Below are 14076 nucleotides of genomic sequence, written 5' to 3' on the forward strand. Positions count from 1 at the left end.
CGACTCATCCAGGTGACCGGCCCCGAGCGCTGCCTTAGGTCTGTCTTAGAAGCGTTGCCCTCACGCGGACAGCGCCGAAAGATGCCTCAGCGTGACTGCTCATCGCCTGCTGACACCCCGCTGGCTCGCCACCGGCGGCGCCGTACTCCTGGCTGGCGTCCTCGGCGTCGCACTGCTGCTGCGTGACGGCGGCCCCGCCTGCGCCGCGCCCCCGTCCACCAGCGCCCAGAAGGGCAAGGCGACCTTCTACGACCTGGCCGGCGGCACCGGCAACTGCAACTTCGCCCCACCCGCCGACGACCTGTACGTCGCGCTCGGCCGCACGCAATACTCCGGCGCCACCGCCTGCGGCAGCTACATCGACGTCACCGGCCCCAAGGGCAAGGTCCGGGTCAAGGTCTTCGACTCCTGCCCCGAATGCGCGGTCGGCCACCTCGACCTGAGCCGGACCGCGTTCAAGCGCATCGCCAACGAGTCGGCCGGCGTCGTGCCGATCACGTACCGCGCCGTCCCGAACGCCCCCACCCCGGGGCCGCTGAGCATCACCTTCGCCGAGGGCTCGTCGCAGTACTGGTGGGCGATCCTCGTCGACAACCACGCCAACCCGATCGTCTCCGTCCAGGCCAAGGGGCCCGGGCGGGGGTGGATGACGGCCACGCACGCCACGTACAACTTCTGGATCATTGACAAGAACACGGGCAACGGGCCGTTCAGCATCCGGATCACCGACAGCTACGGGCACGTCGCGACCGCCACCGGGGTCAAGCTGCTGCCGCAGCGGCGCCAGACCACCTCCGTACGCCTCACCGGCAAGGCCGTCAGCGCGCCGGTGGTTGCCAAGGGGCCGGGCGCGCCGAAGAAGAAGGCCGCGCCCGCGCCGTCGAAGTCGAAGGCGTCGTCCCCGGCCGCAGCGGCGTCCTCGCCGTCGGTGCCGTCGGTGCCGGAGTCGCCGGTGGCCGAGTCGCCGGTGGTCAGCCCGGATCGGGAGGGGCTCGCGCAGGCTCCGCCGGTGGCGCTCGCCGCCGCCCCGGCCGAGCCCTCCTGCGGCTGACCTGGACGGGAATCCCTGAAAGCCCGGACAACCCGGGCTTTCAGGGATGCGGGTCTGCTGTGCGAGTAGGGCCGACGGGATTCGAACCCGCACTGTCACGGACCTAAACCGTGTGCCTGCTGCCAGTTGGGCTACGGCCCCTTGAACGCGTAAACGTACACGTTCCAGAGCCATTCTTCCCGACGCGGTAGTTGCCTGCCCAAGGGGAGTCCTGTCGGTGTAGTGGCGGATTCGTCGTAGACCGTGTCGGCAGGCGCGTCGGGGTCCCGCCGCGCTCCCGCGTACGTGGCGGTCTGACTGTGGCAGTTGGGACAGAGGAAACGTAGGTTGCGCGGTCGATTGTCGAGGAAGTTGCCGTTGATGTGATCGACCTGGAGGGTGAGTGGTTTGCCCAGCCAGGTTTTGCCTACGCCGCAGCATTCGCACGCCTCGGGCAGTCCGATGCTGAGTAGGGCCTTCCTGAGCTTGACGCCCGGGATGCGGCGATGGCCCTCGGGTAACTCGACAAGGCGCTGGTCGGGGGTGAGCCGGTGACGTCCGGGCAAGCCGCGATTGTGGGCCTGTCCGGTGAAGTGCGCGGTGTCGATCCCGAAGCGTTTCAGCTGGCGGCTGATGTGGGCGTGCATCCCGCCGCTCGGTCGCTGGATGCCGAGAAACCGGAGCACCCCGGCGATGCTGTAGGACGCAGCGGCGGCCTCGCCTAGCACCTCTCGCGTGTACTTGACCATGGTAGGAACGTAGCGATGGGGTACGACAGTTCGCGGATACGGCACGGCGGCCGCCACGCGGGTCGGAACCGCATGACGGCCGCCGTGGGTCGGCGGGCCGGGGAGGCCTCAGTACCGGAACATCCCTAGGCTCTGCTGCAGGTCGTGAGCGACACGTGCCAGTTCGTCGGCGGCGGCGGCGGTGTTGGCCGCCGCGCTGGTGGTCTCGGCCGCCGCGGACGCGACCGCCGCCACGTTGGTCGAGATCTCGTGCGAGCCGGTCGCCACCTCGCTGACGTTGCGCGTCATCTCGTTGGTGGTCGCGGTCTGCTCCTCGACCGCCGCCGCGATCGCGGACTGGGTGGCGTTGATCTGCTCGATGACGCTGCCGATCCCGGAGATCGCGTTGACCGCGGCCGAGGAGTCGTTCTGGATGGCGTCGACGCGGGCGCGGATGTCCTCGGTGGCCCGGGCGGTCTCCTGGGCGAGTTCCTTGACCTCGCCGGCCACCACCGCGAAGCCCTTGCCGGCCTCCCCGGCGCGGGCCGCCTCGATGGTGGCGTTGAGGGCGAGCAGGTTGGTCTGCTCCGCGATCCCCGTAATGATCTTGATGACGGAGACGATCTCCGCGGACGACGTGCCCAGCTGCTGCAGGATCGCCCCGGCCTCGGTGGAGATCCGTACGGCCTCGGTGGCCACGTCCGCCGCGCTGGAGGTGCTGCGGGCGATCTCGTGGATCGAGCTGCCGATCTCCTCGGCGCCCGCCGAGATCGTCGTGATGTTGCTGGTGATCTCCTCCGAGGCAGCCGACACGGCGTGCGCGCGGTTGGCGGAGTTGGCCGCCGACGAGTTCATCTGCCCGGCCACCGCGGTCAGCTCCTCAGCGGACGAGGCCAGCGTGACCGCGTTCTCGCTGATGCCGCGCAGGGCGGCGGTGAGCCGATCCAGTGCCGTGTCCACGGCCCGGCCCATCACGCCGAACTCGTCGCGTCCGGTGTAGTTGAGCCGCTGGTCGAGGCGGCCGTCGGCGAGCCCGGCCAGGACGCCGACGGTCTGGGTCAGCGGGGTGGCGATGGCGTGGCTCAGGGTCAGCGCCAGCACGACGGTGACCAGCACGGCGACGATGATCAGCGCGATGGTGACCACCTGGGCGAGCCGGGCGCTGTCGCGGGCGGCGGCCATCTGGGTCTGCGCGGCGGTGTCCTCGATCTTGGCGAGGTTGTCCAGCGACACGGTGATCCGGGCGGTCAGCGGGTCGATGAAGTTGTTCTTCGCGCTCAGGTAGCCCTGGAAGTCGTTGGCCTTGGCCGCGGGTACCAGCTTCTCCTCGCGGACCTGGCGGTACTCGCGCAGCGCGGCGGCGAAGGCGGCCTTGTCCTTGTCCGCGGCGGTGTTCTTGGTGGCGGCGTACAGCTTCCAGGTGCTGTCGATGTCGGAGTCCAGCCGCTGCAGGGCCATCTGCACGTTGCTGACGTCGGCCACCGGCGAGCGCAGAATCAGGTCACCGGAACGCGCCGTGGCCTGCTGCACGTCGGCGCGGACCTCGCCGAGCCGTTCGATCGCCTGCAGGTGCGCCCGGTACATCTGCTCCATCCGCGCGGTGGCGTTGTTCAGCTGGAACAGGCCCATGGCGCCGACCGCGACGACCAGCAGGCAGAGCAGGCCGAAGCTGATGAACAGCTTGTGTGCGACCCGCAGGTTCCGCAGCAGACCGCTCGCGCTCAGGCGGCGCGACGGCGTGGCGCGCCGCTTCGCGGCGTGCGACTTGCGCGGCTTGGCGTCCCGCGACTTCGCGGGCCGCGGCTCGGCGGCAGCAGACATGGGCGGTCTCCTGACCCAGGCGGAGGCCGCCAGGAACCCCGGCGACCGCCGCCGACAGACGGCATTGGCTTACCGTGTTATCGACCGTCGGGCCGGGAATCCGCGAAATTCACAGGAATCAGCGTCAGTCGATGCCCAGGTCCCGCCGCAGCTTCGCCACGTGACCGGTCGCCTTGACGTTGTACAGGGCGCGTTCGATGCGACCCTGCTCGTCGATGACGAAGGTGGAGCGGATGACCCCGGTGACCGTCTTGCCGTACAACTGCTTCTCACCGTACGCGCCGTATGCGGTCAAAACGCTCTTGTCCTGATCACCGACCAGCGGGAAGGTGATCGCGTCGCGCTCGCGGAACTTGGCGAGCTGCGCCGGGGTGTCCGGGGAGATCCCGACAACCTCGTAGCCGGCGGACTTCAGCGAGGCCATCGAGTCGCGGAAGTCACACGCCTGCGTGGTGCAGCCGGGGGTCATGGCGGCCGGGTAGGCGTACAGCACGACCCGGCGGCCCCGCAGGTCCTTGAGGGAGAGGTTCTCGCCGGTGTCGGTGGGCAGCGTGAAGTCGGGCGCGGGGTCGCCGGGCGCCAGGCGGGCGGTCTCAGTCATGCGTCGACCTTAGCGGGGGCCCCGGAGCGTCGCCGTAGACCCGCGACACCGGTCACGGCCGTGCCCAGCCCGGCGCCGAGTGCCACGAGTACGGCGGCCCGGGCGCTCCACGCCGGGCCGGGCGCGTCGACGACGGCCTGCCGCCAGACCCCCGTCTCGGCCACCCCGGCGAACAGCGCCAGCGCCACCCCGCCGAGCGCCAACGGGAACGCCGCGGCGCGCCGGGTCAGCGCCAGCGTGCCCGCCAGCACGGCGAGGGCGGCGGCCACCAGGGCGGGCGGCATTGCGGAGGAACCCGCGAGCGCCCGGCTGGTCGCGTACCCGAGGGCGATTCCACCCGCGAGGACCGCGAGCGCCCCCGCGGCCCGGCCGTGCCACCGGCCGGCGGCCGCGACCGCGACCGCCAGCAGCGCCGCGCCCAGCCACCACAGCCAGGCCCGCGGCGGCGGCACCCAGTCGACGGTGCCCCGGGCGGCGAAGGTACGGGTCCCGGCGCGCAGCGGCACGGCCCAGTCGCTGATCCGGTGGGTGCGCGTGGGGTCGGCGGCCGCCGCGGGCGGAAGGCCGTCGCCGAGCCACCGGGCACGCCGGTCGTGCCAGCGTACGCTCGGTCCGGCGGAGACCCGGGCCCACCGCGGCGGCGCGGCCGGGTCGACACCGGCCGGCACCGGGGTGTCCCCGGCCAGGGTGCGATTCAGGTACGTGGTGGGTGCGTTGAGGTTCTCGAACGTCCCGTCGGGACGCACCTCCAGGTACGGCTCCCCGGAGTAGCCGAGCACCTCCACCGGATGCCCGGTGTGGTTGATCAGTTCCAGCCGTGCCCCGGCCTCCATGGCCCGCACGGTGAGCCCCGGCTCGGGCGGCGTCACCCCGCTGACCGTGACCCGGTACGCGGTGGCGTCGGGCGCGTCGCCGCCGTGGGCGGACGCGGGCGTGGCCGGCGCGACGAGCGCACCGGCCACAGCGAGGATCAGGGCCAGCCGTTTCACCCCTTGGCCGCGCCGATCGCCCTGGTCACGTCGGCGGTGGTGGGCAGGGAGTTGTTCGCCCCGGTCACCTGCTTGCCGTCGACGACGATGGTGGGCGTGCCGGTGTGGCCGCGAGCCGAGAAGGTGTCGGTGGCCTTGGCCGCCCACGGCACGTACGTCTTGTTCTTCACCGCGTCGGCGAACGCGGCATCGGTGAGCCCGACCGTCCGGCCGAGCTCGATCAGCTTGTCGTCGCTGAGCCCGGGGGTGTTCTCGGCGGGCTGGTTGGCGTAGAGCACGTCGTGGTACTCGACGAACTTGCCGGCCTGCCCGGCCGCGGCCGCCGCCCCGGCGGCCCGGCTGGAGTACTCGGTGCCCTCCGAGGCGCGGTCCAGGATCGCGACCGGGTGGTGCCGCAGGGTGATCTCGTTCTTGGCGGCCAGCTCGCGCAGGGCGGCGCTCGACTGGGACTCGAAGACCTGGCAGACCGGGCACATGAAGTCCTCGTACAGGTCGACCACGACCGGGCCCGAGCCGACCGCGAACGCGGTGCCGTCGTCGACCGCGGCCGAGGGCACGACCAGCTTGCCGGCGTCGGCGCTCTGCTGGCTGGACGAGACGGCGTAGCCCACCAGACCGGCCGCGATCAGGAGGAAGACCACGGCGACGCTGGTCCACAGGGTCACCTTGCGGCGCCGCTCGCGGGCCTTCTGCTGCTCGACGATCTGCCTGGCCCGGTTGCGGTCCTTGCCCGCCTTGCTCATCGTTCCCCCATCAGAAGACCGTCCAGTGAGAATCGGGTACGTGGCCGCCACAGCAGGATCCCGGCCAGCGCGAGGAAGCCGAGGTCGCGCAGGATCTCCCACAGGTAACCGGGGTCGACACCCTCGGCCAGGTCGCCGCCGCTGCTGAAGCAGCCGCAGTCGATGGCCAGCCCCCGCGCCCACGCGGAGACGATTCCCGCGATGAACACCACCAGCAGGACCGCGGAGATGCCCGCGCTGAGCCGAACCGCGAGGCCGGCCAGCAGCAGCAACCCGAGGGCGATCTCCAGGAACGGCTGCGCCGCCCCCACCACCTTCGCCGCCTCGTACGGCATCAGCCGGTAGGCGTTGACCGCCCGCCCGGACGCCGCCAGGTCACCGACCTTCGTGGCGCCCGCCACCAGCCAGACCAGGGCCAGCCCGAACCGGGCCGCGGTGGAGATCCACAGCCAGGCGGCGGCCGAACGGGCTGGCCGGCTGGTGTCCTCCGTGTCCATGTGCACGCCTCATTGGTCTGTCGCGGCAGGCCGTGCGGTTCCCTCGAACCGCTGTGAATCGGCTGTCAGTCCTCGATCACCTGCGAGCAAACCGTCAAGATCCGGCCCCGGCCAGGGCCGTTGGTCCTGTCAGCTGGCCCGGGCGGCGGCGACCGCGGTCACCAGTTCCTCGCGGGCGCGGGCGACCCGGGAACGGATCGTGCCGACCGGTACCCCTTCGACGTCGGCGGCCTCAGCGTAAGACAGGCCCAGGACCTGGGTGAGCACGAACGCCGTGCGGCGCTCCTCGCTCAGCGCGCCCAGCAGGTCTGCCGTGCCCAGGCGCAGCGCCGGGTCCGGGTGCGGGGACTCGGTCCAGGCCTGCGCGGCCAGCCGCGCGTCCAGGCGCCGCTTGCGCACGACCGCGCGCAGGTGGTCGGCGCAGGCGCGCCGGGCGATCCCGAGCAGCCACGTACGGGCGGTGGAGCGGCCCTCGAACGCGGGCAGCGCCCGGAACGCCCGCAGGTAGGTGTCCTGGGTCAGATCGTCGGCGGCGCCCGGGTCGACCAGGGCGGCGGCGAAGCGCCACACCTCCGCCTGGGTGGCGCGCACGAAGGCGGCCTGCGCCGCCGCGTCGCCGCCGCGGGCGGCGAGGGCGAGGTCGGTGGCGTGGTCGGGGGGAGTCACGAGCGGCAATGGTACTTGGCGGAAAATGTCGGTGCCGTCGGGAACCATCCCCGCTGTGGCAGACGACTATCCGCCCGTGGCAGAGGCACGGATCGACGACCCGGTGGGCTCGGCGTGCGCCGATCGGGGAGCATGGCCGTCATGACCCGCTCAACTTCGCCGTGTCCGGCCGCGTCATGATCCGTGTTCGTCTCCGCCGGCGCCGGGCTCTCGCGGCCGCCGCGGGCCTGCTGTTCGGTGTGCTCGGCCTCCTGCTCGGCCCGGCCGCCCCGGCCAGCGCGCACGCCGCCCTGGTGGCCAGCGACCCGCAGAACGGCACGATCGTGCCCGACGCCCCCAACCGGGTCACGTTGACCTTCAGCGAGTCGGTGCAGCTCGTCGAGGGCCGCATCCAGGTGCTCGGCCCGGACGGGCAGCGGGCCGACCAGGGCAAGCCGCAGGCCGACGGGGGCACGGTCACGGTCCCGCTGCGTTCCGGCGGCGGCCGCGGCACGTACGTGGTGAGCTACCGGGTCATCTCCGCCGACAGCCATCCCATCGGCGGCAGCATCAGCTATTCCGTCGGCGAGCAGTCGACCCCGCCGGTCGCCGCGGGCGACGCGACCGGCAGCGACCCGGTGGTGCGCACCCTGATCTCGGTCGGCAAGTTCCTCGGGTACGCGGGGCTGGTGCTGCTGGTCGGCCCGGTGCTGGTGCTGGCGCTGCTGTGGCCGCACCGGCTGTCGCGGCGCGGCCCGGCCCGCTTGGTGTACACCGGCATCGGCCTGGTGCTCGGCAGCACCCTGCTGGCCCTGTGGCTGCAGGCGCCGTACGCGACCGGCGCCTCGATGTTCGACGTCGGCTTCGGTGACCTGCGCGACGTGCTGGGCAGCACCTTCGGGGCGGTCATGCTCGTGCGCCTCGGGGTGATCTGCGCGGCCGCGGTGCTGCTGCGCCCGCTGCTGCGCGGCGGCGGCGAGTCCAAGGCGGACCTCGCCCTGCTCGGTGCGCTCGGCGTGGCCGCGCTGGCGACCTGGCCGCTGAGCGGGCACCCGACGGCCTCCCCGGTCGCCGGGGTCTCGGTGGTGCTCGACGCGATCCACCTGGCGGCCATGGCGGTATGGCTGGGCGGGTTGCTGATGCTGCTGGCGTTCCTGCTGCCCCAGGCCGACGCGCGGGAGCTGGGCGCGATCCTGCCGATCTGGTCGCGGTGGGCCGCCACGGCGGTGAGCGCCCTGCTGCTGGCCGGGGTGGTGCAGGCCATGATCGAAGTGGGCTCGCTGAGCGGCCTCGTGGACACCACGTACGGGCGGCTCATCCTGGTCAAGGTCGGTCTCGCCGGGGTGGTGATCGCCGTGGCGGCGGTGGCCCGCAGCGTGGTGCGCAAGGGCGGGGTGCCGGAGAGCCCGCGCCCGCTGCGCCGCCTGGTCGGTGTCGAGCTTGCTGTGTCCGCGGTGGTGCTGGCCGTCACCGCGGCCCTGGTGCAGATCGCCCCGCCCCGCACGGCCGAGGCCGCCGAGACCGCCGCCACGAAGAACACCACGGTGAGCCAGACACTGCGGAACTCGTCGATGTCGCTGCAGGTGGACATCTTCCCGGCGAGCGTCGGCAACAACTCGGTGCACCTGTACGCGTACACCCCGGACAACAAGCCGCTGCCCGTGGTCGAGTGGACGGCCACGGCGGCGCTGCCCGCCAAGGGGATCGAGCCGATCGAGGTGCCGCTGCTGCGGATCACGGACTTCCACGCGATCGGCGACATCGCGTTGCCCACGGCGGGGGACTGGACGTTCAAGTTCACGCTGCGGACCAGCGACATCGACCAGTCCACGGTGACCATGACCGCCAAGATCTCGTAGCCCCGTGGAGTGACGCGGCCCCGGCGGGAGTCCGTCCCGCCGATCAGGCCTCCAGCCCGGCGGCCGTTCGTCCGCGCTGTCGGCCGTTCGTCCGCGCTGTCCCGGACCGGCTCGTCCGGGCTGTTGTCATGCATCCCGGGACCTAAGTACCCGTTTGCCCCTTTTTCCGGCCGTTTTGGTCGTATGGTCTGCGCAGAATGACCGGAAAGGGGACAGGCTGATGCGGGTGATCCGCACGATCCTCGGAATGCTGATGCTGATCGTCGGGCTACCGGCCCTGCTCGGCGGAGCCGTGCTGTGGACCGCGATGCAGCACCGCGACGCGGGCGGCGCGTTCAGCGGCAAGGTGCAGCCGCTGACGACACCCGGGTACGCCGTGGTCGTCGGCGACCTCGACGGGCTGTTGCGCCGCGACGTCCCGTACGTCCGCTCCAGCGGGACCCGGATACGGGTGGCCGCCGCCGCCGGCGACGGCCCGGCCTTCATCGGCATCGCCCCCACCGCCCAGGTCGGCGTGTACCTCGACGGGGTGCCGCGCGCGGCCGTTCACTCGTTCGACCTCGCCACCGGTGACCTGCCCGTCGGCATCCAGCAGGTCGACGGCCGCCACGAACCCCCCAGCCACCCCGGCCAACAGCGCATCTGGACGAAGGCCGGCACGGGCGCCCTCGACTGGGCCGCCCAGGACCTGCGCGGCGGCCCGTACAGCCTGGTCATCATGAGCCGTACCGCCCAACCGCAGCTGCACCTGGAGTCCGTCGCGGAGATACGCCCCGGCTGGCTGAACTCGGCCACCTGGGCACTGTTGATGCTCGGGAGCCTCCTCGTCCTCGGCGGCCTGGTCATGCTCGCCTGGCCGGCCCGCCGCCGCGAACTCGTGTACGTCGTGGAGCCCAGCCAGGTGCCGGAGCTGATGAAGCGGATCGGCGCCCCGCTGCCCCTGCCGCGCTCCGGCGGCGGCCGGCACGCCGCGGCCACCCGTCCCCGTACGCTTGCCGACGCCCTGGCCAAGAGCGGCCGCTCCCTACCGCAGCTGAGCTGGCCGCCGGCGCGCCCGCTGCAGAAGTCCCGCCCCACCGGCGACGCCCGACCCGTCGAACCAGCCGTGCCCGCCGCCGGGCCGGCAGCCGCGCCGGTCGTTGGGCCGGCAGCCGCGCCGGTCGCCGCGCCGGTCGCCGGGCCGGTCGCCGGACCGGTCGCCGGGCCGGCGAAACCGGCCACGGGAGTGAGCAAGTCGGATGCCGGTCCGGCCGGGTCGGACGCCGCAGCCGCGTCCACGGTGGCCGCCGCGCCGGCGTCCACCGCCGCCGGATCCACGTCCCCCACCTCCGCTCGTCCCTCCACCTCCGAGGCCCCCGCCGGGCGGGGCGCAGCGGGTGCTGCCGTGCCTTCGGCGCGGTCCGGTCCGGCCGGTGGCGACGGGGCAGCGGAGCGCAAGGCGCCCGCGCCGGGTGAGCCGCTCGGCCTGATCGGCGGCGCGGCGCCGGGCCCCGGTGCCGCCACGTCCGATCCGGTGTTCGGCCGGACCGGGCAGCGTCCCGCCCGGCGGCGCGGCGCGCCGGCCGACGACGCGCCAGCCTTCGAGGCCTCCGCCGTCGGCGCCTGGGTCGCCGAAACGGCAGCCGCCCGGGCCCGGGAGACCGAGGCTCGTGCGGCGGCAGCCGTGGCCGCGGCGGCATCCCGGGAAGCCGACGCCGCAGGCGGACCGGCAGCCTCGGGCCCGTCGACCTCTTCCGGTCCATCGACCTCTTCAGGGGCGTCGACCTCTTCAGGGGCGTCGGCCGCTCCGGGGGCCGCTGACGCGAAGACGGCCCAGCCGGTCGGGGATTCTGCCGGAGGTCAGCCGGCCACTGGCGTGGTCGGCGGTACGCGGCCCGGGGCATCGCCGTCGAGCGAAAAGCCTCCGATCCAGATCGGATACGTGACGGGCTCGCGCGCCACGGACTGGGCCGCCACCGGCCTGACCCGCGCCGGGGGAAACCGGGCCGGCCGGCCGGCACGGGGGTCCGGAACTGGGTCGGCGGGTACGCCGGCCGTGCCGGCACGTGGGCCCGGGGCCGGGTCGGCGGCCGCGCCACCCGTGCCAGCGCGGGGGACCGAAACCAGATCGGCGGCTACGCCGCCCGTGCCAGGGCCTGGCGCGGCTGGAACGGCGACCACTGCGGCCACACCGGCGCGTGGCGTCGAGGCCCGTCCGTCGGACCTGCCGGCGAGTGGGTCCGGGGTCGGACCGGCGACCACACCTGCCGAGCAGAGTGCCGCCGGGGCGAAGCCGGCAGCCGTACCGGCAGTGTCGACCGAGCAGAGTGCCGCCGCCGGGGCGAAGCCGGCAGCCGTACCGGCAGTGTCGACCGAGCAGAGTGCCGCCGCCGGGGCGAAGCCGGCAGCCGTACCGGCCAAGCCGGCGGCTCCGGCAGCGCCTGGCGCTCGCGACGCGAAGCCTGCGACGACCGCTCCGGCGGGGGCGAAGTCCGATATCGCGCCAGGTGCCGCGACGGCGAACACCGCCACCCCGACGGGCCGTCGCACGGAACCCACCGCCGTGGACACCACCGCCAAACGGATGCCCAAGAGGGGGCCGGACGCGGCCCCATCGGCGGAGACCGGAAAGGACCCCGCCCCGTCGGTACCCAACCAGGTCGCGCCGGTATCGGGTGTACCGAGTACCGGGCGGGCCACCGGCGGCGTCTCGGCCGGTAAGGGCTCTCCGAGCGATCCGGGTGCGCTGAAGGGCCCCTCGGTGTCCGCGAACTCGCCGTCGACCAGGAAGTCCGCCGGGGCATCCAGCGCCACGGACGAGCAGCCCGCGCCCACCGGCGCGAAGGCGACGACGCGGGCCACGGTCCGTCCAGCGGCAGCTCCACCTTCGGCGGGACCGGTGCCGGGTAGCCGCCCGGCTGTCCCTACCCCAGCCCAACCGTCGACGCCGCCCACGGCCGTGGCCGCCACACCCGTCGCCGCTGCGCCTCGCGCCGCGTCCCCCAAGGCTGCGTCGGGCGCCGCTTCCGCGTCGGGCGCCGCTTCTGCGTCGGGCGCCGCTTCTGCGTCGGGCGCCGCTTCGGCGGTCAGTGCCCCACCCGTCGCCAGCGTCGCTTCCGCGGCCAGCGCTGCACCCGAGGTCGGCGCCGCACCCGAGGCCGGCGTTTCTCCCCCGCCCGGCGTGACCGGCGCCCGGAAGGCTCCCGCAAGCGGTATCGGCGGGCAACGCTCCGGTGGCGCCCGCACGGCACTGGGCCGCAAGACCGGACTCGGCACGGCCGCCTCGGCCGGTCCGGCGGCGACGGGCGCGGCCGCTGCGCAGACGGCAGACGGCGGTCCGAGCACGCCAGCGACGGTGGACGCCGCCAAGGATGCCAAGCCCTCGGCCCTGGCGAACTACCAGGAGGAGGTGGCGAAACTCCTGGCTCGCGGTACGACGCCCACTCGCCGCAAACGAGGGGCGTCCGACGAGGATGGCAAGCAGCCGACCGCCAAACCGGTCGCCCGGGGGGCGGCAAAACGCCCGACAAAGGACTGACCGGACTCACTGCCCGTACCGAGGGCCGCCCAGCCGGGTGGCCCTCGGCGTCGATCCGGCAACGGTCCAATGACTGACCGTCGCGTCGACCTGATCGACACGGCGGGACTCCGGCGCGCATGAATGGGCCCCCCGCGCTGCCGACGCGGAGGGCCCATTACCGGGGGAACGGAGTAACCGAAGGGGGTTTCGTCCGTTAAGCACAGTTTAGCCAACGTCAGGTATGGCTGGGAAGTTATCGCCCAAAATCGGGCATAACAAACTGAACGTCCCCGACAGGCGGGTATGGCCGACGGCGCAGCGCACCGACCGGCCGACGCGTAGGCTGTCCGCGTGGCGGATCTTCTGGTGTGGATCGATTGTGAGATGACGGGTCTCGACCTTGGCAAAGACGCGTTGATCGAGGTGGCCGCGTTGGTCACCGACCCCGATCTCAACGTGCTCGGTGAGGGCATCGACCTCGTCATTCACGCCGACGACGCGGCGCTCGACGCCATGCCCGAGGTCGTCCGCGACATGCACGCCAAATCCGGCCTCACTGAGGAGGTACGCCGCTCCGCGATCACGATCGCCGAGGCGGAGGACGCCGTCCTGACGTACGTACGCGAATTCGTGCCGTCCCCGCGCACCGCGCCCCTGTGCGGCAACTCGATCGCGACGGACCGGGGCTTCCTGGCGCGCGACATGCCGACCCTCGACGCGTACCTGCACTACCGGATGATCGATGTCTCCTCGATCAAGGAGCTGTGCCGCCGCTGGTACCCGCGGGTGTACTTCGGTCAGCCCGCCAAGGGTCTGGCCCACCGCGCCCTCGCGGACATCCGGGAGAGCATCCGTGAGCTCGAGTACTACCGCCGGACGGTGTTCGTTCCGCCGCCCGGCCCGGATGTGGAGACGGCCCGGGCGATCGGGGCCGAGCTGTAGCCCGCGGCGGTCGTCAGGCGGTCTGCGGGGCGCGCCGGGAACCCGCTCGACGTCCGTCCGGCGACTGTGGCTATGATTGTCCGGCGCGCGCCGCGGTGAATGCCGCAGCGAGGGGCATGGTGGTCGTAGCTCAGCTGGTAGAGCACCGGGTTGTGGTCCCGGATGTCGCGGGTTCGAGCCCCGTCGATCACCCCAAGCTAGTCACATGTGGCAGCGAATCAGGCCCGGTCCAAGACCGGGCCTGAGTGCTGTCCAGGCGATCACGACCCCGGGGTGGATGAGCGCGGCGTCCTCAGCCGGCGGTCTCCAGGCCCGAGTCGACGCAGACCTGGGACATCTCCGCGGCCGCTGCACTGACCGCCGCCACCGCGTCGGGCTCGTCGGCGGTGCCGTGGGCGGCCACCGCGGCGGCGTACGCCTCACCGAGCCGGCGCGCCGCGTCGGCGACCGGGGCGTCCGCGGTCGTACTGGCCGCCACGATGCTGTCGACCACCCCGGGCTGCATCAGGGTGGCGTCCGTGATCGCCTGGGTCAGCCTGGCGCAGGTGATCGTGCCCGGCGGGTCGTCCACGGCCGCGCTGGCGCTGGTCGGTGCCGGGCTGCTGGCCGGTGGCGGGGAACCGCCGCCGCATCCGGTAAGCAGGAGGGCGAGCAGCACGACAGCGATGGGTGATCGCGGCATCAGCCCAGCGTAGGTGCACCCGGGCCGCCTGACCGGAACA

Annotated in this window: 12 protein-coding genes and 2 tRNA genes; 5 read left to right on the forward strand and 9 right to left on the reverse strand. The window is 73.0% G+C overall.

The window, feature by feature from the left end; genetic code table 11:
* The first annotated feature begins 91 nt into the window (after nucleotides 1-91).
* A complete protein-coding gene (locus EV385_RS20555; protein WP_130510935.1) occupies nucleotides 92-1051 on the forward strand; it encodes an expansin EXLX1 family cellulose-binding protein in 960 nt (319 codons plus the stop codon).
* A 66-nt stretch (nucleotides 1052-1117) separates the two neighbouring features.
* Here the strand turns inward: EV385_RS20555 and EV385_RS20560 are convergent.
* The 8 genes from EV385_RS20560 to EV385_RS20595 all read right to left on the reverse strand — a co-directional run bounded on the left by EV385_RS20560 (nucleotide 1118) and on the right by EV385_RS20595 (nucleotide 7123).
* A tRNA-Leu gene (locus EV385_RS20560) sits at nucleotides 1118-1192 on the reverse strand.
* Nucleotides 1183-1779: an HNH endonuclease signature motif containing protein gene (locus tag EV385_RS20565; RefSeq protein ID WP_130510936.1), complete on the reverse strand. Its 597-nt coding sequence runs from the start codon at nucleotides 1777-1779 to the stop codon at nucleotides 1183-1185. The genes EV385_RS20560 and EV385_RS20565 overlap by 10 nt, the downstream gene beginning before the upstream one ends.
* A gap of 108 nt (nucleotides 1780-1887) precedes the next feature.
* Entirely contained in the window at nucleotides 1888-3579 is a 1692-nt protein-coding gene (locus tag EV385_RS20570) for a methyl-accepting chemotaxis protein (RefSeq protein ID WP_130510937.1), read from the reverse strand.
* Between the two features lie 124 nt (nucleotides 3580-3703).
* Entirely contained in the window at nucleotides 3704-4180 is a 477-nt protein-coding gene (gene bcp / locus EV385_RS20575; RefSeq protein ID WP_130510938.1) for a thioredoxin-dependent thiol peroxidase, read from the reverse strand.
* Nucleotides 4177-5169 carry a hypothetical protein gene (locus EV385_RS20580; RefSeq protein WP_165449540.1) on the reverse strand — a complete coding sequence of 331 codons (993 nt, stop codon included), beginning with the start codon at nucleotides 5167-5169 and terminating at the stop codon, nucleotides 4177-4179. The genes bcp and EV385_RS20580 overlap by 4 nt, the downstream gene beginning before the upstream one ends.
* On the reverse strand, nucleotides 5166-5912 hold the full coding sequence (locus EV385_RS20585) for a DsbA family protein (protein WP_130510939.1): 747 nt from the start codon (nucleotides 5910-5912) through the stop codon (nucleotides 5166-5168). The genes EV385_RS20580 and EV385_RS20585 overlap by 4 nt, the downstream gene beginning before the upstream one ends.
* Nucleotides 5909-6409 (reverse strand): MauE/DoxX family redox-associated membrane protein, encoded by a 501-nt coding sequence (locus EV385_RS20590; RefSeq protein WP_130510940.1) that lies wholly within the window; start codon nucleotides 6407-6409, stop codon nucleotides 5909-5911. The genes EV385_RS20585 and EV385_RS20590 overlap by 4 nt, the downstream gene beginning before the upstream one ends.
* A 129-nt stretch (nucleotides 6410-6538) precedes the next feature.
* Nucleotides 6539-7123 (reverse strand): sigma-70 family RNA polymerase sigma factor, encoded by a 585-nt coding sequence (locus EV385_RS20595; RefSeq protein WP_130510941.1) that lies wholly within the window; start codon nucleotides 7121-7123, stop codon nucleotides 6539-6541.
* Nucleotides 7124-7251: 128 nt separating this feature from the next.
* On the opposite strand from EV385_RS20595, the gene EV385_RS20600 reads away from it, so the two are divergent.
* The 4 genes from EV385_RS20600 to EV385_RS20615 all read left to right on the forward strand — a co-directional run bounded on the left by EV385_RS20600 (nucleotide 7252) and on the right by EV385_RS20615 (nucleotide 13549).
* On the forward strand, nucleotides 7252-8913 hold the full coding sequence (locus EV385_RS20600; protein WP_130510942.1) for a copper resistance CopC/CopD family protein: 1662 nt from the start codon (nucleotides 7252-7254) through the stop codon (nucleotides 8911-8913).
* Between the two features lie 226 nt (nucleotides 8914-9139).
* Nucleotides 9140-12430, forward strand: coding sequence for a hypothetical protein (locus EV385_RS35740; protein ID WP_130510943.1), 3291 nt, complete (start codon nucleotides 9140-9142; stop codon nucleotides 12428-12430).
* A 333-nt stretch (nucleotides 12431-12763) separates the two neighbouring features.
* A complete protein-coding gene (gene orn / locus EV385_RS20610) occupies nucleotides 12764-13354 on the forward strand; it encodes an oligoribonuclease (RefSeq protein WP_130510944.1) in 591 nt (196 codons plus the stop codon).
* A gap of 119 nt (nucleotides 13355-13473) precedes the next feature.
* Nucleotides 13474-13549 (forward strand) — tRNA-His (locus EV385_RS20615).
* A gap of 97 nt (nucleotides 13550-13646) precedes the next feature.
* On the opposite strand, the gene EV385_RS20620 is transcribed toward EV385_RS20615, so the two are convergent.
* Nucleotides 13647-14036: a hypothetical protein gene (locus EV385_RS20620; protein ID WP_130510945.1), complete on the reverse strand. Its 390-nt coding sequence runs from the start codon at nucleotides 14034-14036 to the stop codon at nucleotides 13647-13649.
* Between the last annotated feature and the right edge of the window lie 40 nt (nucleotides 14037-14076).

This window comes from Krasilnikovia cinnamomea (assembly GCF_004217545.1).
GTDB lineage: Bacteria > Actinomycetota > Actinomycetes > Mycobacteriales > Micromonosporaceae > Actinoplanes > Actinoplanes cinnamomeus.

Bases quoted from the DNA above. Each gene is read 5' to 3' on its own strand.
- EV385_RS20590 (WP_130510940.1), bottom strand. From the start codon at position 6,409: ATGGACACGGAGGACACCAGCCGGCCAGCCCGTTCGGCCGCCGCCTGG.
- EV385_RS20565 (WP_130510936.1), bottom strand. From the start codon at position 1,779: ATGGTCAAGTACACGCGAGAGGTGCTAGGCGAGGCCGCCGCTGCGTCC.
- EV385_RS20570 (WP_130510937.1), bottom strand. From the start codon at position 3,579: ATGTCTGCTGCCGCCGAGCCGCGGCCCGCGAAGTCGCGGGACGCCAAG.
- EV385_RS20585 (WP_130510939.1), bottom strand. From the start codon at position 5,912: ATGAGCAAGGCGGGCAAGGACCGCAACCGGGCCAGGCAGATCGTCGAG.
- bcp (WP_130510938.1), bottom strand. From the start codon at position 4,180: ATGACTGAGACCGCCCGCCTGGCGCCCGGCGACCCCGCGCCCGACTTC.
- EV385_RS20620 (WP_130510945.1), bottom strand. From the start codon at position 14,036: ATGCCGCGATCACCCATCGCTGTCGTGCTGCTCGCCCTCCTGCTTACC.
- EV385_RS20600 (WP_130510942.1), top strand. From the start codon at position 7,252: ATGATCCGTGTTCGTCTCCGCCGGCGCCGGGCTCTCGCGGCCGCCGCG.
- EV385_RS20595 (WP_130510941.1), bottom strand. From the start codon at position 7,123: ATGGTTCCCGACGGCACCGACATTTTCCGCCAAGTACCATTGCCGCTC.